Annotated in this window: 23 protein-coding genes, 1 tRNA gene and 1 pseudogene; 11 read left to right on the top strand and 14 right to left on the bottom strand. The window is 60.4% G+C overall.

What is annotated here, in order from left to right:
- Window positions 1–69: 69 nt before the first annotated feature.
- From pbpG to F2S13_RS09575, 3 genes are all read right to left on the bottom strand, one after another.
- The gene (pbpG, locus tag F2S13_RS09585; protein ID WP_166360238.1) at window positions 70–1,002 is read right to left on the bottom strand and encodes a D-alanyl-D-alanine endopeptidase; all 933 of its coding nucleotides are present in this window, start codon (window positions 1,000–1,002) and stop codon (window positions 70–72) included.
- A 273-nt stretch (window positions 1,003–1,275) separates the two neighbouring features.
- Window positions 1,276–1,458, bottom strand: coding sequence for a hypothetical protein (locus tag F2S13_RS09580; protein WP_166360237.1), 183 nt, complete (start codon window positions 1,456–1,458; stop codon window positions 1,276–1,278).
- A 127-nt stretch (window positions 1,459–1,585) separates the two neighbouring features.
- Window positions 1,586–1,915 (bottom strand): hypothetical protein, encoded by a 330-nt coding sequence (locus F2S13_RS09575; RefSeq protein WP_166360236.1) that lies wholly within the window; start codon window positions 1,913–1,915, stop codon window positions 1,586–1,588.
- Between the two features lie 212 nt (window positions 1,916–2,127).
- On the opposite strand from F2S13_RS09575, the gene F2S13_RS09570 reads away from it, so the two are divergent.
- Window positions 2,128–2,946 (top strand): shikimate 5-dehydrogenase, encoded by an 819-nt coding sequence (locus F2S13_RS09570; protein ID WP_166360235.1) that lies wholly within the window; start codon window positions 2,128–2,130, stop codon window positions 2,944–2,946.
- A gap of 6 nt (window positions 2,947–2,952) precedes the next feature.
- On the opposite strand, the gene F2S13_RS09565 is transcribed toward F2S13_RS09570, so the two are convergent.
- Complete coding sequence (locus F2S13_RS09565) at window positions 2,953–3,597, bottom strand: YceH family protein (RefSeq protein ID WP_166360234.1); 645 nt, start codon at window positions 3,595–3,597, stop codon at window positions 2,953–2,955.
- 99 nt (window positions 3,598–3,696) lie between these two features.
- On the opposite strand from F2S13_RS09565, the gene F2S13_RS09560 reads away from it, so the two are divergent.
- Window positions 3,697–4,206, top strand: coding sequence for a DUF1993 domain-containing protein (locus F2S13_RS09560; RefSeq protein WP_166360233.1), 510 nt, complete (start codon window positions 3,697–3,699; stop codon window positions 4,204–4,206).
- A 48-nt stretch (window positions 4,207–4,254) separates the two neighbouring features.
- Here F2S13_RS09560 and sstT read toward each other — a convergent pair whose 3' ends face one another.
- Window positions 4,255–5,484, bottom strand: coding sequence for a serine/threonine transporter SstT (sstT, locus tag F2S13_RS09555; RefSeq protein WP_166360232.1), 1,230 nt, complete (start codon window positions 5,482–5,484; stop codon window positions 4,255–4,257).
- Window positions 5,485–5,728: 244 nt separating this feature from the next.
- Between sstT and F2S13_RS09550 the strand changes: the two genes are divergently transcribed.
- Window positions 5,729–6,904, top strand: a complete 1,176-nt coding sequence (locus F2S13_RS09550) for an MFS transporter (protein WP_166360231.1) — start codon at window positions 5,729–5,731, stop codon at window positions 6,902–6,904.
- On the opposite strand, the gene F2S13_RS09545 is transcribed toward F2S13_RS09550, so the two are convergent.
- From F2S13_RS09545 to nhaR, 3 genes are read right to left on the bottom strand one after another with little or no spacing between them, the layout of a single operon-like run.
- Complete coding sequence (locus tag F2S13_RS09545) at window positions 6,876–7,637, bottom strand: ABC transporter permease (protein ID WP_166360230.1); 762 nt, start codon at window positions 7,635–7,637, stop codon at window positions 6,876–6,878. The genes F2S13_RS09550 and F2S13_RS09545 overlap by 29 nt on opposite strands.
- On the bottom strand, window positions 7,634–8,560 hold the full coding sequence (locus tag F2S13_RS09540) for an ATP-binding cassette domain-containing protein (RefSeq protein ID WP_166360229.1): 927 nt from the start codon (window positions 8,558–8,560) through the stop codon (window positions 7,634–7,636). Before F2S13_RS09540 ends, F2S13_RS09545 begins: the two co-directional genes overlap by 4 nt.
- 50 nt (window positions 8,561–8,610) lie before the next feature.
- On the bottom strand, window positions 8,611–9,519 hold the full coding sequence (nhaR, locus tag F2S13_RS09535) for a transcriptional activator NhaR (RefSeq protein ID WP_166360265.1): 909 nt from the start codon (window positions 9,517–9,519) through the stop codon (window positions 8,611–8,613).
- Between the two features lie 133 nt (window positions 9,520–9,652).
- On the opposite strand from nhaR, the gene F2S13_RS09530 reads away from it, so the two are divergent.
- Together F2S13_RS09530 and F2S13_RS09525 are read left to right on the top strand one after the other, a co-directional pair.
- The gene (locus F2S13_RS09530; RefSeq protein ID WP_166360228.1) at window positions 9,653–9,898 is read left to right on the top strand and encodes a hypothetical protein; all 246 of its coding nucleotides are present in this window, start codon (window positions 9,653–9,655) and stop codon (window positions 9,896–9,898) included.
- Window positions 9,899–9,928: 30 nt separating this feature from the next.
- A complete protein-coding gene (locus F2S13_RS09525; RefSeq protein ID WP_166360227.1) occupies window positions 9,929–10,687 on the top strand; it encodes a TerC family protein in 759 nt (252 codons plus the stop codon).
- Between the two features lie 74 nt (window positions 10,688–10,761).
- On the opposite strand, the gene F2S13_RS09520 is transcribed toward F2S13_RS09525, so the two are convergent.
- Entirely contained in the window at window positions 10,762–10,932 is a 171-nt protein-coding gene (locus F2S13_RS09520) for a hypothetical protein (protein WP_166360226.1), read from the bottom strand.
- A gap of 223 nt (window positions 10,933–11,155) precedes the next feature.
- Between F2S13_RS09520 and F2S13_RS09515 the strand changes: the two genes are divergently transcribed.
- Window positions 11,156–11,836: a peptidase C39 family protein gene (locus tag F2S13_RS09515; protein ID WP_166360225.1), complete on the top strand. Its 681-nt coding sequence runs from the start codon at window positions 11,156–11,158 to the stop codon at window positions 11,834–11,836.
- A gap of 139 nt (window positions 11,837–11,975) precedes the next feature.
- Here F2S13_RS09515 and F2S13_RS09510 read toward each other — a convergent pair whose 3' ends face one another.
- Window positions 11,976–13,259 carry an NAD(P)/FAD-dependent oxidoreductase gene (locus F2S13_RS09510; RefSeq protein WP_166360224.1) on the bottom strand — a complete coding sequence of 428 codons (1,284 nt, stop codon included), beginning with the start codon at window positions 13,257–13,259 and terminating at the stop codon, window positions 11,976–11,978.
- A 183-nt stretch (window positions 13,260–13,442) separates the two neighbouring features.
- Between F2S13_RS09510 and F2S13_RS09505 the strand changes: the two genes are divergently transcribed.
- Window positions 13,443–13,519 (top strand) — tRNA-Val (locus F2S13_RS09505).
- 206 nt (window positions 13,520–13,725) lie between these two features.
- Here F2S13_RS09505 and F2S13_RS29625 read toward each other — a convergent pair.
- A complete protein-coding gene (locus F2S13_RS29625; RefSeq protein ID WP_281354545.1) occupies window positions 13,726–13,854 on the bottom strand; it encodes a hypothetical protein in 129 nt (42 codons plus the stop codon).
- A gap of 241 nt (window positions 13,855–14,095) precedes the next feature.
- On the opposite strand from F2S13_RS29625, the gene F2S13_RS09500 reads away from it, so the two are divergent.
- Both F2S13_RS09500 and F2S13_RS09495 read left to right on the top strand, forming a co-directional pair.
- Window positions 14,096–14,656, top strand: a complete 561-nt coding sequence (locus tag F2S13_RS09500) for an SPOR domain-containing protein (protein WP_166360223.1) — start codon at window positions 14,096–14,098, stop codon at window positions 14,654–14,656.
- A gap of 122 nt (window positions 14,657–14,778) precedes the next feature.
- Window positions 14,779–15,204: a GTP pyrophosphokinase gene (locus tag F2S13_RS09495; RefSeq protein WP_166360222.1), complete on the top strand. Its 426-nt coding sequence runs from the start codon at window positions 14,779–14,781 to the stop codon at window positions 15,202–15,204.
- Between the two features lie 9 nt (window positions 15,205–15,213).
- Here the strand turns inward: F2S13_RS09495 and F2S13_RS09490 are convergent, their stop codons facing one another.
- Both F2S13_RS09490 and F2S13_RS09485 read right to left on the bottom strand, forming a co-directional pair.
- Complete coding sequence (locus tag F2S13_RS09490) at window positions 15,214–15,903, bottom strand: endonuclease (RefSeq protein WP_166360221.1); 690 nt, start codon at window positions 15,901–15,903, stop codon at window positions 15,214–15,216.
- A gap of 4 nt (window positions 15,904–15,907) precedes the next feature.
- Window positions 15,908–16,156, bottom strand: a complete 249-nt coding sequence (locus tag F2S13_RS09485) for a DUF1654 domain-containing protein (RefSeq protein ID WP_166360220.1) — start codon at window positions 16,154–16,156, stop codon at window positions 15,908–15,910.
- Between the two features lie 257 nt (window positions 16,157–16,413).
- Between F2S13_RS09485 and F2S13_RS09480 the strand changes: the two genes are divergently transcribed.
- Window positions 16,414–16,641 (top strand): YgdI/YgdR family lipoprotein, encoded by a 228-nt coding sequence (locus tag F2S13_RS09480; RefSeq protein WP_166360219.1) that lies wholly within the window; start codon window positions 16,414–16,416, stop codon window positions 16,639–16,641.
- A 48-nt stretch (window positions 16,642–16,689) separates the two neighbouring features.
- On the opposite strand, the pseudogene F2S13_RS09475 reads toward F2S13_RS09480, so the two are convergent.
- Window positions 16,690–16,804 (bottom strand): annotated as a pseudogene (locus F2S13_RS09475) (L-asparaginase); the annotation flags it as partial.
- Window positions 16,805–17,137: 333 nt separating this feature from the next.
- Here F2S13_RS09475 and F2S13_RS09470 point away from each other — a divergent pair.
- Window positions 17,138–18,097, top strand: coding sequence for a sugar ABC transporter substrate-binding protein (locus F2S13_RS09470; RefSeq protein WP_166360218.1), 960 nt, complete (start codon window positions 17,138–17,140; stop codon window positions 18,095–18,097).
- Window positions 18,098–18,099: the final 2 nt, after the last annotated feature.

Below are 18,099 nucleotides of genomic sequence, written 5' to 3'. Positions count from 1 at the left end.
GGGAACGAGGCATTTAACAAGGGGACGTCGGGGGCGCTTGCTGGTATTGCCAGCAAGCGCTGATTCGATCTACTCGGCGAGCTGGATCGGTTTTTGCGAGTGTTTGTCGGTCTTGTAGCGCAGGGCCACGGCAGGCGCCTCGCTGCCCTTGCCGGTTTCGAGCCATTTGCGCAGGCGGGTAGCGTCGGCGAAGTGGGTGTACTTGCCGTAGGCATCCAGAATCACCATGGCCACCGGCCGGTCGTCCATGGTGGTCAGCAGTACCAGGCAATGGCCGGCTTCGTTGGTGAAGCCGGTCTTGGTCAGCCTGATGTCCCAATCGTTCTTGTTGACCAGGTGATCGGTGTTATGAAAACCCAGGCTGTACCTTGGGTTGGTGAACGACACGGTCTTTTCCCGGGTCGTGCTCAGCTCGCTCAGCAACGGGTAGTTGCGTGCCGCCAGCAGCAACTTGCTCAGGTCGCGTGCGGTGGACACGTTGCCGGTGGACAGGCCGGTCGGCTCCACGTAACGGGTATGGCTCATACCCAATGCCCTGGCCTTGGCGTTCATGGCGGCGATGAAGGCGCTGTAGCCTCCCGGATAGTGGTGCGCCAGGGTTGTAGCGGCACGGTTCTCCGACGACATCAGGGTGATGAGCAGCATGTCGCGGCGATTCAGCTGACTGCCCAGCCTGACACGTGAATACACGCCTTTCATGTCCGGGTTCTGGGTAATGGTGACCGTGAGGATATCGTCCATCGATTGTCGGGCGTCGAGCACCACCATGGCGGTCATCAGCTTGGTGATCGAAGCGATCGGACGCACCATGTCGGCGTTGTTCGAGTAGAGCACCTGGTTGGTTTGCAAGTCGATCAACAAGGCGCTGCCCGAAGCCAGGCGAAGGGGCGAGGGCGCGCGTTGGGGTGTGGGTGAGGGTTGTTGGGCAATAGCGTTCGACGTGACGGTGGCCGTGCCTGTAAATAGCAGGAGCAGGCTCAAGATCGAAAGGGAGGTTTTCACGTGTTGCGCTCACTAAGTGGTTAAGTATGCCGTTGGCAATGCAAGGGCTTTATTAGTAGAAAAACCGTTACATTTTATGAGTATGGCTGAGGCACTGTCGATTGCCGGGGAGCGTTTATATCCATTTGGATGTGAAATTATCGCCATCTTCTCCAAGGCAAAAATGGTGTATGGACCGTGGCTCAATAAAAAGCCCCGCAACGAGGCGGGGCAAGGGGGTGTGCGGAGCAACGCACGATGAATACAGATGTAGTACGACTGTAGTACAGATGTTCAGTGGTGTAGCGTCGAAGGCACCAGCGACTGGAAAAGCGCCTCGGCAGCGGGCAACGAAGCCAGGGGGCCGCTGATCGGCTCACCGTCCTGGACCAGGTACCAGCAGGCCAGCAGGCCTTTGGCTCTGAGCGTGGCAGGCACGGCGCTGCCAATGACGGACATGATCTTTACCGAGTGCATGGAAGTCTCCTTCAGTTCATGGCGCTAGGTTACGGCGCCTGCTGATCCGGGAGAAATCATCGCGCTCGATAGTGCTCATTGATGCCAATGAGGCAGGTCTGCACCTCGACCTGCCCCAGGCCCGCCGTTACCAGCGTGGCGGTCCGTAATACACCGGGCCGTAGTAACGCGGTGGCGGTGGCGGTGGATACGGTTGGTAGTAGACCGGGGGCGGCGCCACATAGACCGGCTGTTGAACATAGACCGGTTGCTGCACGTAAACCGGCTGCTGTTGAACGTAGACAGGTCGGCTGTTATAGCCAATCGCCGCACCCACTACCGCTCCGACCACGGCGGCACCCAGCAGCGGACCGGGGCCATAATAATAGCCGCCGTGACCACCGCCATGGGCGGACGCCTGGCTTGCCAGGGCCAACGAGCCGATGAGCAAGGCAATCTTGGGGAATTGACGAATCATGATCGATCCTCTGGTGCATCCCCGGCGAAGGTGTCTGCGATAGACCCGTTTATTGTCGCTGGGGATACTAATATGACAGCCGAAACGTCAGGGGTGACACGCGCATTGAGTAAAGGTTTTGTAAGGCCGGACAAGCGGTCGCGGGCCTGCATCCCTGCGCCTTCATGGGGCATACTGCGCGCGTCTTGAAGCCGTGCCCATGGAGAAAAACGATGCCCCTTGTCCCAAACAAAGACACTGTGTTGTGCATGTCGCTGGCGGGAAGGCCGGGAAATTTCGGCGTGCGCTTTCATAACCATCTGTATGAGCAGTTGGGCCTCAACTATTACTATAAGGCCCTGACCACCCACGACCTGCCGGCAGCGATAGGCGGTATTCGCGCGCTGGGCATTCGCGGCTGTGGCGTGTCCATGCCGTACAAGGAAGCCTGCATTGCCCTGGTCGATGAGCTGGACGCCTCGGCGGCGGCGATCCAGTCGATCAACACGATCGTCAATACGGCCGGCCATCTGAAGGCCTACAACACCGATTACATTGCCATCCGCCAGTTGCTCGAAAGCCATGGGCTGAGCGCGCAGACGTCGTTCGCCTTGCGTGGCAGCGGCGGCATGGCCAAGGCAGTGGCCTCGGCGCTACGTGATGCCGGGTTCGGGCAGGGGACGATCATCGCCCGCAACGAGCAGGCCGGGCGAGCGCTGGCCGATGCCTGTGGCTATGGGTGGCGTGCCGAACTGGGTGAACTGCGCCCGCAGATGCTGGTGAATGTGACGCCGATCGGCATGGCCGGGGGCGAGGAGGCCGATCGGCTGGCGTTCGAGGCGCAGGCGATTGATGCGGCGCAGACGTTGTTCGACGTTGTCGCGATGCCCGCTGAAACGCCAATGATTCAACGCGGTCGGGCCCACGGTAAGCAAGTGATTACCGGCCTTGAGGTGATCGCCATCCAGGCACTGGAGCAATTCGTGCTCTACACCGGCGTGCGGCCGGACCTGGAGCAGGTCCGGCTGGCGACCGAGTACGCCCGCGGCTGAGCAGGCTTACTCAAGCCGGGCCAGGCGCTCCTCGAGTGCGGCGATGCGTGCTTCCAGCTCGTCGATGCGTTCGGCCGACACGGCAGGGCCCGACCCGCGCTCCGGGGCATTCTGGCGTGCCGCCAGGATCGCCTCGATGTCGGCCGGGTCGCCCAGGGCGTGGGTGTAACGGTCTTCGCGCTGGCCGGCCTGGCGCGGGATCAACAGGGCAAAGCCGCGGGCGATCAGACGCTCGAGCTGGTGCACGACCTGTTCGGCATCTTCGAATTCATGCATGCGTCCGCTACGGGTCAACAGCTCGTTGACGGTCTGCGGACCGCGCAGGAACATCAGGCCGATCAGCGTGACCTGGGCCGGGACCAGTTCCAGGGCCTTGTCGATGCGGTGCTCCCAGCGGTCGGCACGGCTGCCCATCACCAGGCGCGCCATGCCCCGGCCTTCGAGCGCGCGCAGGCTCTGGCCGACCTGGCCCTGGGTCAGGTTGGTGACCGGCTCGCGGCTGGTTTTCTGGTTGCAGGCCAGCACCAGGGCATTGAGGGTCAGGGGGTAGGTTTCGGGGCTGGTGGCCTGTTTCTCGATCAGCGAACCCAGGATCCGGATTTCCGTACTGTTGAGCGTGGCGGCAGAAGGAGTATCGTGTTCGGCGGACATGGCCCTGTCTCTTTGCGAATGAAAGCCCTAGCCTAGGTGCGCAGCGCACTGAAAGACAAGCCACCCCTTCACTGTGTCATCAATCTATCAGGATATTTCATGAGTATTTCTCTGTACGCAGCCTCCGTTCCGGTTTTCAAACAGATGCTCACTGCCCTGAGCGGCGTGCTGGCCAAGGCTGAAGCCCATGCCACCGCAAAGAAAATCGATCCCAACGCATTGCTGCAGGCGCGTTTGTATCCGGATATGTTCCCGCTGACCCGTCAGGTGCAGATTGCCGTTGATTTCGCCAAGGGCGTTTCCGCCCGTCTGGCGGGTGTCGAAGTGCCGTCCTACCCGGATACCGAGCAAACCTTCGCCGAGTTGCAGGACTTGCTGAAAAAGGTCCTGGCGTTCGTCGACGGCATCAAGCCTGAGCAAATCGACGGCCAGGAAGGGCGCGAAATCGTCACTCGCCCGGGCACCGACAAAGAGAAGCGCTTCACCGGCCAGAGCTACCTGCTGAGCTACGGCCTGCCACAGTTCTTCTTCCACGTGACCACCACCTACGCGATCCTGCGTCACAACGGTGTGGAAGTGGGCAAGCGCGACTTCATGGGCGCGTTCTGATTTGACCGCTGTGCCCGGCATACAAGGTGTCGGGCACATTGTCGAGGGTCAGGCGCGGACAGTCGGTTCGTCCTGCGCCAGGCACGCCGCTGCGGTGAACAGCACGTCGGTGGAGGAGTTCAGCGCGGTTTCCGCCGAGTCCTGCAGGATGCCGATGATGAAACCTACCGCAACCACCTGCATGGCGATTTCGCTGGGGATGCCGAACAGGCTGCACGCCAGTGGAATCAACAGCAGCGACCCCCCGGCCACCCCCGAAGCACCACAGGCGCAGATCGCTGCCACCAGGCTCAGCAGTACGGCGGTCGGCCAGTCGACGGCAATGCCCAGGGTGTGCACGGCGGCCAGGGTCAGTACGGTAATGGTGATTGCCGCGCCGGCCATGTTGATGGTTGCCCCCAGCGGGATCGATACCGAGTACGTGTCTTCATGCAGCCCCAGTTTCTCGCTCAAGGCCAGGTTGACCGGAATGTTGGCAGCCGAGCTGCGGGTGAAGAAGGCAGTAATGCCGCTTTCGCGCAGGCAGGTGAATACCAGCGGGTAGGGGTTGCGGCGCAGCTTCCAGAAAACGATCAGCGGGTTCATCACCAGGGCGACGAACAGCATGCAGCCGATCAGCACCAGCAGCAGGTGCAAGTAGCCGAGCAGGGCGCCCAGGCCCGATTGCGCGAGTGTCGAGGCGACCAGGCCGAAGATACCGAGCGGCGCGCAGCGAATGACGGCACGTACAACCAGGGTGACGCCGTTGGACAGGTCGCCGAGCACGGTGCGGGTAGTTTCGCCGGCATGGCGTATGGCGATGCCCAGACCGATGGCCCAGGCCAGGATGCCGATGAAGTTGGCGTTCATCAGGGCGCTGATCGGGTTCTCCACCACGCTGAGCAGCAACCCCTGCATGACTTCACCGATACCGCCCGGGGCGCTGACCGGCACATCGTGGGTTGCCAGGGCCAGGCTCGAAGGGAACGCCATGCTGGCGATGACCGCGACCACGGCTGCGCCGAAGGTACCGAGCAGATAGAGGACCAGAATCGGGCGGATATGGGTTTCCTGACCGTGCTTGTGGTTGGCGATCGACGCCATCACCAACACGAACACCAGGACCGGCGCCACGGCCTTGAGGGCCGAGACGAACAGTTTGCCGATGAAGGCCAATTGCAGGGCGGCGGCCGGGAACAGCAGCGCCAGGGCGACACCGGCAATCAGGCCGATGAGGATCTGCATGACCAGGCTGGTGCGGTTCAGCAGGTTCATGACGGGGTTGGAGGCAGCGGTCATTGAAGTGTCTCTGTCTTGTTCAAAGGGCCGGCCTTGTGGGCCTGCCGTAAGGCGCAGGAGCATGCGGCAGCGGATGGCTGGCGCGAAAGGGGCGCGACTTTAGCACAGGGACGTGAGGCTTTGCCTTGATTGGTGTCAACCGTTTCTGCTGTTAAGATGCGCGCCCTTTTTTTTGCCTGGCGTTTTGCGACCGCTATGCGCTCGAGCGCGTAGCGGTCGCAAAAACTCGTTTCCTGGAGTTTTCATGTTATTGCCCATTCTCTTGTTGGCCGCCGCCGGTTTCACGGTGCTGACCACAGAGTTCATCATTGTCGGCCTGTTGCCGGCCATTGCCCGTGACCTGCAGGTGAGCGTGTCGCAGGCGGGCCTTCTGGTGACCTTGTTCGCCTTTACCGTGGCCTGTTGTGGACCTTTTCTGACGGCCTACTGCACGCGTTTCGAGCGCAAGCGTCTGTTCATTACCATTCTGGTGGTCTTCGGCCTGTCCAATGCCCTGGCAGCGCTGGCCTCGAATATTTATATGATGGGCCTGGCTCGTTTGATCCCGGCGCTGGGCCTGCCGGTGTTCTGGGCCCTGGCCAGTGAAACGGCCGTGGATATCGTCGGGCCGGACCATGCCGGCAAGGCCATCGCAAAAATCAGTTTCGGCGTGGTCTGCGCCACGGTGTTCGGCATTCCCGTCGGCACCTTGATCGGCGATGTCCTGGGCTGGCGCGCCGCGTTTGGTGTCCTGGCGCTGGTGGCCTTTGCCAAGGCGTTCTTGCTGTACGGCTTTCTGCCCAGGACCCGGCGGCACGACGAACCTGTCTCGCTACGGGAACAGTTCGCCCTCCTGCGCAGCCCATTGATGCTCGGCCATGTGCTGCTGTCGGTGCTGGTGTTCAGTGGCATGTTCACGGCCTACACCTACCTGGCCGACATCCTGGAGCGCTTGGCCGGTTTCGACGGCACGGTGGTGGGCTGGTGCCTGATGGGCTTCGGCGCCGTGGGCTTGATCGGCAATAGCATGGGCGGACGAATGGTCGATCGCCATCCCTTGATTGCCTCGTTGGTGTTCTGCAGTTTCATGATCGTCGGCATGGTGGCGCTGGTGCCGAGCATCCATTCGCTGGTCGGCCTGGCCGTGGCGCTGGGGATCTGGGGCGTGACCCAGGCGGCGCTGTTTCTGGTCAGCCATGTCCGGCTGATCAAGGCCGCACCCCAGGCGCCAGCCTTCGGCGCATCGCTCAATATCGCCGGGGGCAACCTGGGTATTGGCCTGGGCGCGTTGATCGGTGGTCGGGTGATCGACACCCTGGGGCTGGTCAGCCTGGGTTTTGCCGCCGCCGGGCTGATCGCCCTGGCGGCCATGCTGGCAGTGTTGTTGATGAGTCGCTGGTTTACGCCAGAGGTCAATGGCGCAAGCGATAGCCTGTCTTGAAAATCCAGCTCACCACCGCGATGCACGCCAGCAAGAAGCCCAGCGTCATGCCGATACTGACCCAGACGTTGACGTCCGCCACACCATAGAAGCTCCAGCGAAAGCCGCTGATCAGATAAACCACCGGGTTGAACAGGGTGATTTTTTGCCACAGCGGCGGCAGCATGCCGATCGAGTAGAAGCTGCCGCCCAGGAAGGTCAGCGGGGTGATGATCAGTGCCGGCACCACCTGCAGTTTTTCCCAGCCGTTGGCCCAGATCCCGATGATGAAGCCGAACAGGCTGAAGGTGACGGCCGTCAGCACCAGAAACAGTGCCATCACCCAAGGGTGTGCAATCTGGAAGTCGACGAACAGGCGCGCCGTGACCAGGATGATCAGGCCCAGAATGATTGACTTGGTGGCCGCTGCGCCGACGTAGCCGATCAGGATTTCGAGGTACGAGATCGGGGCCGACAACAGCTCATAGATGGTCCCCGAATACTTGGGCATGTAGATGCCGAACGAGGCATTGGAAATGCTTTCGGTCAGCAGCGCCAGCATGATCAGCCCCGGCACGATAAAGGCGCCGTAACTGATGCCTTGAACCTGGGTCATGCTCGAACCGATGGCCGAGCCGAACACCACGAAGTACAGGGAAGTGGAGATCACCGGGGTGGCGATACTCTGCAACAGGGTCCGCCAGGTGCGCGACAGTTCGAACGTGTAGATTGCGCGGATTGCATGGAAATTCATGCCGAGGCCCTCACCAGGCTGACGAAAATATCTTCCAGCGAGCTTTGGCTCGACTGCAGGTCCTTGAAGTCGATGGCATTGCGGTCCAGGTCCTTGAGCAGTTCGGCAATGCCGGTGTGTTCGCGCTGGGCGTCGAAGGTGAATACCAGAGCATGGCCATCATCGACCAGCTCCAGAGGGTAGCCGGCGAGAGCGCCGGGCACGGCGCTCAGGGGTTGCTTGAGCTGCACGATGAGCTGCTTCTTGCCCAGTTTGCGCATCAGTGTGGTCTTGTCTTCGATCAGGATGATCTCGCCGTTGCGGATCACGCCGATACGATCGGCCATTTCCTCGGCTTCTTCGATGTAATGGGTGGTGAGGATGATGGTCACCCCGCGTTCGCGCAGGCGCCGGACCATCTCCCACATGTCGCGGCGCAGTTCTACGTCGACGCCGGCGGTGGGTTCATCGAGAAACAGGATGCTTGGCTCATGGGATAGCGCCTTGGCGATCATCACGCGGCGCTTCATGCCCCCGGACAGTTCGAACAACTTGGCGTCACGCTTGTCCCACAGGGACAGGTCGCGCAACAGCTGTTCCAGATAGGCCGGGTTCGGTTTTTTGCCGAATAGCCCGCGGCTGAATTGCACGGTGGCCCAGACAGTCTCGAACACGTCGTTGACCAGCTCCTGGGGCACCAGGCCGATTTGCGAGCGGGCGGCGCGATAGTCGGCACGGATATCCTTTGCGCCAACCAGTACCTGGCCGTCGCCGATATTGACGATGCCGCAAATGATGCTGATCAGCGTGGTCTTGCCAGCGCCATTGGGGCCTAGCAGGGCGAAGATTTCACCCTTGTGGATCTGCAGGTTGATATTTTTCAGCGCCGGGTGGCCGGACGCGTAGGTCTTGTTCAGGTTCTGAACCGAAATCACCGGCTGCACGGGAACTCCTTTTCGGGCGAGGGAAAGGGCAATTGTAGGGCAAGCGGGCCTCAGGTCACTGCCTGATCGGTAAACAGCTCGCGTCGGGCGCCCTCGGTGATGGCGACGATGCCGGGGTGCTTGACCTTGCGTTCCACCGAGATGGCATAGAACGATTCGGTGACCGCATCGGTCTGCCCGATCAGCCTGACCCCGTATTGCTTGCACACTTCATCGGCGATCACGCTGGGGGCGATGAAGATGCCACTGCCCGATTGGCCAAAGGCCTGCATCAAGGCGCTGTCATCGAACTCGCCGATAATCCGTGGCTGCAACTGTTGTTCGGCGAACCAGCGCAGCAGCCGACTGCGCACGACCGTTTCCGGGCCCGGAATCAACAGGGGCGCATGGTGCAGGCAGGCCGGGAACGCCTCCTCGCAGCGTGCGGCCAACGCCTCGGTGGCGAAGAAGCTGACCCCGCATTCGCCCAACTTCTGGCTGTAGCCCTTGATGTCCAGGTGGCTGGGCATGGGGCTGTCGGAAATCACCAAGTCCAGGCGCTGGATCGCAAGGTCGGCCAGCAAGCGTTCGAGCTTGTCTTCGCGGCAAGTGATGCGGATCGGCTCACTCAATTCCATGGTCGGCGCGATGAGACGGTAGACGATGGACTTGGGCACCACGTCGGCGACCCCGACCCTGAACACGATCTGTTGTTCGCCGGGTTGGGCCCGCAGCATGGCTTCCAGTTCGTTGCCCATCTGGAACATCTGTTCGGCGTAGGGCAGCGTCTGGCGGCCGGTCTCGGTCAGTTCGAGCTGCCGGCCGACCCGTCGAAACAATTCGATGCCGTAGGTTTGCTCGAGCAGGTTGATCTGTCCGCTGATGGTCTGCGGTGTCAGGTTCAACTGTTCGCCGGCACGTACGATGCTGCCGGTCTTGGCCACGACCCAGAAGTAGTGCAGCTGCCGGTAATTGAGCATGTGCATTCTCGGATTCGTAAAAACCGAAGTATAACCGGGATAAATACGAATTTTCCTGATGTGTTGCTGTCTTTAGAATGCATCGCTATCGAGGAGCCAGCATCCGAGGACTGGCCGTACACGTGAGGAACACATGATCGAACTCAAATCCATTGGTACTCCGCTGGTCCTGATGGCCGCATTGATGGCCGTCAGCGGTTGTGACCAGGCCGAAAAAACAGCCCAGACCATGCTCAACCAGGCGGCCGAATCGGCCAAGCAGGCCATCGACGAAACCAACAAGGCAGCGCAACAGGCGCTCCATTCCGCAAACCAGGAGTTGTCGGGCAAAAAAGCGACGCCTACCGGCGAGCACAGTAAAACGTCCCAGGAAATTTAACAGTCGGCCCCGCCGCGTCAGGATTGCCCCATGGAATACCTTTTAGAACTTGCTGCAAGCCCTACCGCCTGGATTGCCCTGGCGACCCTGGTGGTGATGGAAATCGTGCTGGGTATCGATAACCTGATCTTCATTTCGATTCTGACCAACAAGCTGCCCGTGGCGCACCGGGCCAAGGCCCGCCGCATCGGTATCAGCATGGCGCTGGTGTTGCGCCTGGGCTTGTTGAGTACTGTGGCCTGGATCGTGCAACTGACCGAGCCGGTCATCGAGGTGTTCGGCCAGGCGTTCTCCTGGAAGGACATGATCCTGATCGCCGGTGGCCTGTTCCTGTTGTGGAAGGCGACCAAGGAGATCCATCACAGCGTCGACCCGGTGTCCCAGGCCGAACAGCTGGAAGAAGGCGTGTCTTCACGGGTATCGCTGGGCTTTGCCGCCGCGATCGGCCAGATCCTGATGCTCGACATCGTGTTCTCCATCGACAGCATCATCACGGCCGTGGGCATGACCGAGCACTTGCCGATCATGATCATCGCGGTCATCGCTGCGGTGCTGGTGATGTTGCTGGCTGCCGAGCCGTTGGCGAAGTTCATCAATGACAATCCGACGGTGGTGATGCTGGCCCTGGGGTTCCTGATCATGATCGGCATGACCCTGATCGCCGAAGGCTTTGGCGCTCATGTGCCCAAGGGCTATGTCTACGCTGCAATGGCCTTCTCGGCCGCTATCGAAGGCTTGAACATGCTTTCGCGGCGGGCCCGGCAGAAGCGGGCTGCAGTCGAAGCCTGAAGCAGTCGCTGAAGCACAACGGCCGTCCCCGGTGAGAACCGGGGACGGCCGTTTTCGTTTGTCCTGGGGGTGGATCAGTGGGCCGATACGTGTTTCGCGTGGTCCTTGCGCCCATGGGTTGATGGCTGTGGCACCTGAGGGTGGTGGTGATGGCGGCGGGTGATTCGCATCACGCCCCACAGCATGGCGGCAGCAACGGCCAGCCAGGCGACGATCAACATGAAGATGGTCATGCCAAGGCTCATGAATGCCTCCTTAGACTTCGCAAGCTCTCGCGCTCGCTACAGGTCACAGTCTAGCCGCTGGAGTGTTTCAAGCTATTGACCAATGGTCTAGCTGCTTGGGCCAGTTTGCTCTATAGGGCAGGGCCAACTGCACACAAAGGCTATACCCGGTGCCATCATCGCCCTATTATCAGGGGCCAGGCCGGATGGTCGACAATCCGGCGCCAGAACAAGTGACTGACTCATGCTGACTCGATTGCACTCTGCCTTGCCCAAGCGCCTGCTGCTGACTTGCGCCCTGGCCCTGACCCTGACGGCGTGTGCCGGTACGGTCGATCCCGAGATCCGCCGGTTGCCCGAGCGGGTGGAACTCAACGGCGTGCCGTTCTTTCGCGGTTACGCCAACCAGAGCGGCTCGATGGCTTTGGCCAGCATGCTCGCACAGCAGGGGGTGAGGGTTACCCCGGGTTTGCTCGACAAGCCGTTGAACCTGCCAGCGGGCGTGGCGAACCTGGAGGGCTCGATCCAGAATGTTGCCCGTGACTACGGCATGCTGGTCTATCCGCTGGACCACAACCTGCCGGCCTTGCTGACTCAGGTCGCGGCGGGCAATCCGGTGTTATTGCGCTACAGCGATGGCATCGCGTTCATGGGGGAGCCGCGTTATGCCTTGCTGGTCGGGTATGACAGTTACAAGCAGAACGTGTTGCTGCGCTCGGGCATGAATCGGCGTACGCAGATCAGCTTCGGCAGTTTCACGTCGGCGTGGGAGAAGGAGGGCAGTTGGGCCGTGCTGGTACAAAAGCCCAACCAATTGCCGGCCCAGGTGGATCGCCAGCGTTGGTTGAAGGCGGCCCATGACTTGGGCCAGGCGGGGCAGGAGCAGGCCGCGGCGCAGGCGACGCGGGCCATTGATGCCAAGTGACGCAACTCCACCCCCAGCCTCGTTCCCACGCTCCGCGTGGGAATGCCTCCTCTGACGCTCTGCGTCGTGACGCGGAGCGTCAGGCACTGCGTTCCCACGCGGAGCGTGGGAACGAGGTGAGGGTTCAGCCTCAGGCGTATCAGACGCCCAGACGATCACGCAGGCTGTAGTACCAGGCACCCATTGCGGTAAACGGCGTGCGCAGCAGCTGGCCACCCGGGAACGGGTAGTGCGGCAGGTCGGCGAACGCGTCGAAGCGTTCGGCCTGGCCACGCAGGGCTTCGGCCAACACCTTGCCCGCCAGGTGGGTGTAGGTCACGCCGTGACCGCTGCAACCTTGCGAGTAATAGATGTTGTCGCCCAGACGACCCACTTGCGGCAAGCGCGACAGGGTCAGCAGGAAGTTGCCGGTCCAGGCGTAGTCGATCTTCACGTTCTTGAGCTGCGGGAAGGCCTTGAGCATTTTCGGGCGGATAATCGCTTCGATGTTTGCCGGGTCGCGTGCACCGTAAACCACGCCACCACCGAAAATCAGGCGCTTGTCGCTGGTCAGTCGGTAGTAATCGAGCAGATAATTGCAGTCTTCGACGCAGTAGTCCTGGGGCAACAAGGTGCGGGCCAGTTCTTCACCCAACGGCTCGGTGGTGATCACTTGCGTGCCGCACGGCATGGATTTGGATGCCAGTTCCGGTACCAGGTTGCCCAGATAGGCGTTGCCGGCCACGATCACGAACTTGGCGTGGACCTTGCCCTGCGGGGTATGCACGACAGGGCTTGCGCCGCGATCGATACGGGTGGCAGGAGACTGTTCGTAGATGGTCCCGCCGAGGGATTCCACCGCAGCTGCCTCGCCCAGGGCCAGGTTCAGCGGGTGAATATGGCCGCCGCTCATGTCGAGCATGCCGCCGACGTACTGGTCGCAGGCAACGACTTCACGGATGCGGCGCTGGTCCATCAACTCCAGCTGGGTGTGACCGAAACGCTCCCAAAGGCGCTTCTGGGACTCCAGGTGACCCATCTGCTTTGGCGTGATGGCTGCAAAGACACCACCATCCTTGAGGTCGCACTGTATATTATATTTGGCAACGCGCTCGCGAATGATCCGGCCGCCCTCGAAGGCCATCTGGCCCAGCAGTTGTGCCTGCTTGGGGCCGACAGTGCGTTCGATCACGTCGATATCGCGGCTGTAGCTGTTGACGATCTGGCCGCCGTTGCGGCCCGAAGCGCCGAAGCCGACCTTGGCTGCTTCAAGGACAGTGACCTTGAAGCCATGCTCGAGCAGGAACAGCGCACTGGAAAGGCCGGTGTAACCTGCACCGATCACGCACACGTCGGTGTAGACGTCATCTTGCAATGCCGGGCGCTCGGGGACGGCATTGGCCGATGCCGCGTAATACGACTGTGGGTAAGTAGTGTTCGCCATCCTGCAACCTCTGTTTAATATCTTTAACGAATGTGCAGATCCTACCCTAGAAAAATTCCGTCCACCAGATGGGCGTGAAAATCTCTTCATCCGGTTGCGGCAAAAAATACGCAGATTCATAGGCTTAGGTGTAAAAAAGAAGTTGACACCCCTATTAAATTCCGTAGAATGCCGCCTCACAGCAGGCACGTAGCTCAGTTGGTTAGAGCACCACCTTGACATGGTGGGGGTCGTTGGTTCGAGTCCAATCGCGCCTACCAAACAAAATCCGCTCTGCTGGGCGGTGTGAAAAAGGGTGATCCGAGAGGGTCGCCCTTTTTTGTTTTTGCGTTCCGTCAAAGGGATCGTGTCGTCCCCATCGCTGCGGTCCGGCGATCCGGCAAGCCAGCTCCCACAGGACCGTGCGCCGTCGAACCCTGTGGGAGTTGGCTTGCCAGCGAAGAGGCCATCACAGGCAAGACCGAAATCACCTACCGATCATCATAATCCCGACGCCGGTCATGGTCGCGGTCATAACGATCATAATGGTCGTGCCGCCGATGCTCGTGGCGCCATTGGTCCCGGTCGCGCCAACCGTCATCATCGTCGTAGTCATGGTAATAACACCCTGACAATGCCAGGACCACGGCTGCCAGGCTGAATTTCAAAAGGTGTGAAAACACGCTCGTCTCCTCGGCGCGGGGGTAATTCGTTCGCGCTAACCTGAGACAACAGAGCCTTGCATGTGTTTGATTGCGTTCAAAAAAAACTTGGCGCTCAGGGCGCAGGAAAACAGCCGCGCGGTAAAACCCGTGCACGATGATAAAATGCCGACCTTCTAACCCGGAGGGATGCGTGTGCGCAGATTGGCGGTAGTAATGGCAGTGTTGGCGTTGACCGGTTGCGGCAGCGATGTCGAGGTCGCGCACAAGGCGGTGGCCGATAAGCTGCAGAATCCGAAGTCGGCCAAGTTCACCAATGTCCGCACGACCGATCAGGGCAATATCTGCGGTCAGGTCAAGAGCAAGGACGCATCGGGTGTGTATGGCGGTTATCAGAGTTATGCCGCGATCAAGAACGACGGCCAGTTCAAGGTCGTATTCGACCCGGACGGGACCAACGCCGAGGTCCGTACCCTTTGCGGTGCAGGGCCGATCAGTGGCGAGGAGCATGCCGCTGCGGACCAGGCCGCAGCCAGTTGGGATGTGCAGATCGTCTCGGGCAGCAACATGGGCGCGCTCACTGACATGACTGCACGTCTGGTCGAGCATGGTTTTGTGCCCGTCGTGGTGACCCGGGACGGTAAGCCACTGGTGTTGATCGGTCCGTTCACCAGCAAGGCCGAAGCCGATGACAAGAAGGCGCAACTGATGGCTTCGCAGGGCATCGAGTCGGTCGTGGTCAAGCATCAGGAGTAGGGCGGCTTCCGTGGCTCGCACAGGTCGATGCTCTCGGGCTATGCTCTTGTCAGGAATGGAAATCGCCGATACCTGCAGCAACACGCGTCCGTGACGCGAGAAGCCTGAGAGGAGCTGCCTATATGTCCACACTGGAGCGGGCAATTGCGGTTGCGGCCAAGGCCCATGAAGGGCAGCGTGACAAGGCGGGGGCGGCTTACATACTGCACCCGCTGCGGGTCATGATGCGGGTCGACACGACCGAGCAACGGATCGTCGCGGTGCTGCACGATGTACTGGAGGATTCGGCCATGACCCTGGCCGACCTCGCGCGTGAAGGCTTCCCGCTGAAAATTCTGGCAGCGGTCGAGGCCTTGAGTCGGCGGCCGGATGAAAGCTACCAGGCCTTCGTCGAAAGGCTGTCCGATGATCCCTTGGCCAAGGCCGTCAAGCTCGCCGACATTGCCGATAACAGCGACCTTTCCCGGATAGTCGCGCCAGGTCCTGAAGACCTGGCGCGGATCGAGCGCTACCGGCGGGCTGCCGATTTTCTGCTGACGCTTACCTGAGGCTGAGGGTCAGCCGCAGGCGTTGAGGTTGACCGGGCCGACGAAGTCATTGCCGCGCCCCATCACGCACGCAACCTGCTGGTTGCGCTGGCGCTCCCACTCCTTGGCCGGATAGGTCTTGTCCCAGGCTTCATAGAGCTGCCGGTCCTGTTTGGACAGGCGCAGGTTGTACTGCTTGCTCATATAGAAGTAGGTGCGGGCGATCATGCCGCGAATGGAAGGACGCGGCATGACCTTCTTGGCCTTGAAGTCGACCTGGGTCAGGCATGAACCGTATTGTCCCGACTGTACCGGCAACCAGCCGAAGCTGAAGTTGCTGCGATCGCCATTGACCTCGCCGATGCTGGGCACCAGGTTATGCAAGTCCGCTTCGGCGCGCTGGTAGATCGGGTCGTTGCGCGAGCAGTTCTTGCGCCCGCCATCCTGCCAGCATTGGCGTTGATGGCCGATCTGCCAGGCCGGAACGATATGTTCCCATTCGATGCGCGCGGCGCGATTGGCATTCTTGCGCGGCACATAACCACAGGCGTCCAGGTTGACCCGGTTGCCGCTGTATTTGCAGCCGCAATAGAACTCGGTCGACTGTGGCGCGTAGAGCTTCCAGGCGATTTTCTTGGCCTCGTTGAAGGTGCGCGGCGCGTCGGCCTGGGCGTTGAAAGCGAGCAGCAGAGCGAGTACTGCAAAACCACGAACACGCATCCGTTCAATCTTCCTTCGGCACGACCCAGAACAACTGCACGCCGCCATCATCGCGATGGGCCAGCGTCACATTGTCGTTTTCAGCGATTTCTTCGAGCAGGGTTTCCCAGTCATCGGGAGACTCGTGCTCCAGGCGGAAAATCAGGGCGGACCTGGATTTTTGTGCGGTGGGAGAGTTGATGATCTTCTGGATGCGCAGGCCGAGCTGTTCATAGCTGCTGGCGGGATTCGGTGCTGCAGAAGTATTTGCCACGAAGCATTCCTTGTTTTAGCTGTACGTGCATACAGTATTTCACTGTAAGACAAATCGCAACAACTCGTGCATTGAAGTGCGCTTCTGACAATGGGAGGGGTGATTAAGTCAGGCTCGGACTGCATTTTTTTTCGGGCTGCTGCTCGTCGTCTGATTTGCCTGTCCAGTGATCAGCAGGAAGGGTGTAAAGCCCTACGCATCACCGAGATCGACGCTACGCTTTTCGATGCGCTGTTCAACTGACAAGAGGGTCTGACATGAACGGGAGAAGGTTTGGGCTTTCGTGGCTGGCGTTAGTCGCGCTGGTGGCTTTGGCGGGGTGCTCGTCACCGACGGTAGTGACCCTGCAAAATGGTACGGAATACGTGACCAAGGATAAGCCGCATGCCACTAACCCGCCTGGCTTCATCGAGTTCACGGATATTGCGGGCAAGCATTACAAGATCAAGACGGAAGAGATCGCCAGCGTCAAGGCTGAAGACTGAGTGAGGGCCGACCGCGCTGGCGATCAGGGGTCGGCTGGGTTCACGGGGTCAGTATTCCCGGAACATCCGTTGCAGTTCCTTGCTGTCCTGGGGTCTTGGTCAGGGCGACCATGGCCAGAATCCGCGCCTTTTGCGGGTTCAGGTCATGGGCCACCACCCGGTCGTAATTACGGTTTCCGAATTTTTTAAATAACTCCTTGATAATCATTGAATTAATTTCGTTTTGTGAACTAGTCTTGTGGGCACCTGATTCCAAAGTCCGAATACGACTACATAGTCAGGATCGAATTTCCGAGAGTTTTAAGGAAATGTCCTACGGACTTTTAGGGGCATGGCAGGGTAGGCTGGATGGCTGCGAGTTGAGTTGACAAACCCTCGCGGTGTTCCCATAGTTTACTAACGCAAACGTTTGCGCGCCCCTGATCGGCTGAGTGTCTTGTCCAGGCAGGCTGATGGTTCGCAATCACGATAATCATAAGATCAACGGAGTGAACCCATGAAGCATCCCTTCGCTGGACGCTTGCTCGCTGTTGCCATGCTGGCCTCCCTGTCCGCTGCACTGCCGCTCTCTGCCGCGGCTGCCCAAACCCCGGAAAAGCCCAAGGTCGCCCTGGTCATGAAATCCCTGGCCAACGAGTTCTTCCTCACCATGGAAGACGGTGCCAAGGCCTATCAGCAAGAACACTCCGCCGATTTCGACCTGGTCTCCAACGGCATCAAGGACGAGTCCGATACCAGCAACCAGATTCGCATCGTCGAGCAGATGATCGTCTCCAAAGTCGATGCGCTGGTCATCGCGCCGGCCGACTCCAAGGCGCTGGTTCCGGTCGTCAAGAAAGCCATGGATGCCGGCATCAAGGTGGTCAACATCGACAACCAGCTCGATCCTGATGTGCTCAAGAGCAAGAACATCAGCGTGCCGTTCGTTGGCCCCGACAATCGCAAGGGGGCACGCCTGGTCGGTGACTACCTGGCGGGCAAGCTTTCGGCCGGTGATGAGGTCGGCATCATCGAAGGGGTATCGACCACCACCAATGCCCAGCAGCGCACGGCGGGTTTCAAGGATGCAATGGAAGCGGCGCAGATGAAAGTCGTGTCCGTTCAGTCCGGCAACTGGGAGATCGACAAGGGCAACGCCGTGGCCGCGGCGATGCTCAACGAATATCCGGACCTCAAGGCGCTGCTGGCCGGCAACGACAGCATGGCCCTGGGGGCCGTTTCTGCCGTTCGTGCCGCGGGCAAGGTGGGCAAGGTCCAGGTCGTCGGTTACGACAACATCAATGCGATCAAGCCGATGCTGAAGGATGGTCGGGTGCTGGCCACGGCAGACCAGTTCGCGGCCCGGCAAGCGGTATTCGGCATTGAAGCGGCGCTGAAAATGCTCAAGAACCAGCCCGTCGAGGTCGACGCCAACAACGTGATCCAGACACCGGTCGAGCTGATTACCAAACCGTAGAA

The sequence above is a fragment of the Pseudomonas akapageensis genome (genome assembly GCF_011355085.1).
Classification (GTDB): Bacteria; Pseudomonadota; Gammaproteobacteria; order Pseudomonadales; family Pseudomonadaceae; genus Aquipseudomonas; species Aquipseudomonas akapageensis.
Note: the sequence above shows the minus strand (reverse complement) of the source record. Positions and strands in the feature narration are given on the sequence as shown.

Coding starts and splice junctions, on each gene's coding strand:
- F2S13_RS09580 (WP_166360237.1), bottom strand. CDS start 1,458: ATGCACTCGGTAAAGATCATGTCCGTCATTGGCAGCGCCGTGCCTGCC.
- F2S13_RS09575 (WP_166360236.1), bottom strand. CDS start 1,915: ATGATTCGTCAATTCCCCAAGATTGCCTTGCTCATCGGCTCGTTGGCC.
- F2S13_RS09570 (WP_166360235.1), top strand. CDS start 2,128: ATGCCCCTTGTCCCAAACAAAGACACTGTGTTGTGCATGTCGCTGGCG.
- F2S13_RS09565 (WP_166360234.1), bottom strand. CDS start 3,597: ATGTCCGCCGAACACGATACTCCTTCTGCCGCCACGCTCAACAGTACG.
- F2S13_RS09560 (WP_166360233.1), top strand. CDS start 3,697: ATGAGTATTTCTCTGTACGCAGCCTCCGTTCCGGTTTTCAAACAGATG.
- sstT (WP_166360232.1), bottom strand. CDS start 5,484: ATGACCGCTGCCTCCAACCCCGTCATGAACCTGCTGAACCGCACCAGC.
- F2S13_RS09550 (WP_166360231.1), top strand. CDS start 5,729: ATGTTATTGCCCATTCTCTTGTTGGCCGCCGCCGGTTTCACGGTGCTG.
- F2S13_RS09545 (WP_166360230.1), bottom strand. CDS start 7,637: ATGAATTTCCATGCAATCCGCGCAATCTACACGTTCGAACTGTCGCGC.
- nhaR (WP_166360265.1), bottom strand. CDS start 9,519: ATGCTCAATTACCGGCAGCTGCACTACTTCTGGGTCGTGGCCAAGACC.
- F2S13_RS09530 (WP_166360228.1), top strand. CDS start 9,653: ATGATCGAACTCAAATCCATTGGTACTCCGCTGGTCCTGATGGCCGCA.
- F2S13_RS09525 (WP_166360227.1), top strand. CDS start 9,929: ATGGAATACCTTTTAGAACTTGCTGCAAGCCCTACCGCCTGGATTGCC.
- F2S13_RS09520 (WP_166360226.1), bottom strand. CDS start 10,932: ATGAGCCTTGGCATGACCATCTTCATGTTGATCGTCGCCTGGCTGGCC.
- F2S13_RS09515 (WP_166360225.1), top strand. CDS start 11,156: ATGCTGACTCGATTGCACTCTGCCTTGCCCAAGCGCCTGCTGCTGACT.
- F2S13_RS09510 (WP_166360224.1), bottom strand. CDS start 13,259: ATGGCGAACACTACTTACCCACAGTCGTATTACGCGGCATCGGCCAAT.
- F2S13_RS29625 (WP_281354545.1), bottom strand. CDS start 13,854: ATGACTACGACGATGATGACGGTTGGCGCGACCGGGACCAATGGCGCC.
- F2S13_RS09495 (WP_166360222.1), top strand. CDS start 14,779: ATGTCCACACTGGAGCGGGCAATTGCGGTTGCGGCCAAGGCCCATGAA.
- F2S13_RS09490 (WP_166360221.1), bottom strand. CDS start 15,903: ATGCGTGTTCGTGGTTTTGCAGTACTCGCTCTGCTGCTCGCTTTCAAC.
- F2S13_RS09480 (WP_166360219.1), top strand. CDS start 16,414: ATGAACGGGAGAAGGTTTGGGCTTTCGTGGCTGGCGTTAGTCGCGCTG.
- F2S13_RS09470 (WP_166360218.1), top strand. CDS start 17,138: ATGAAGCATCCCTTCGCTGGACGCTTGCTCGCTGTTGCCATGCTGGCC.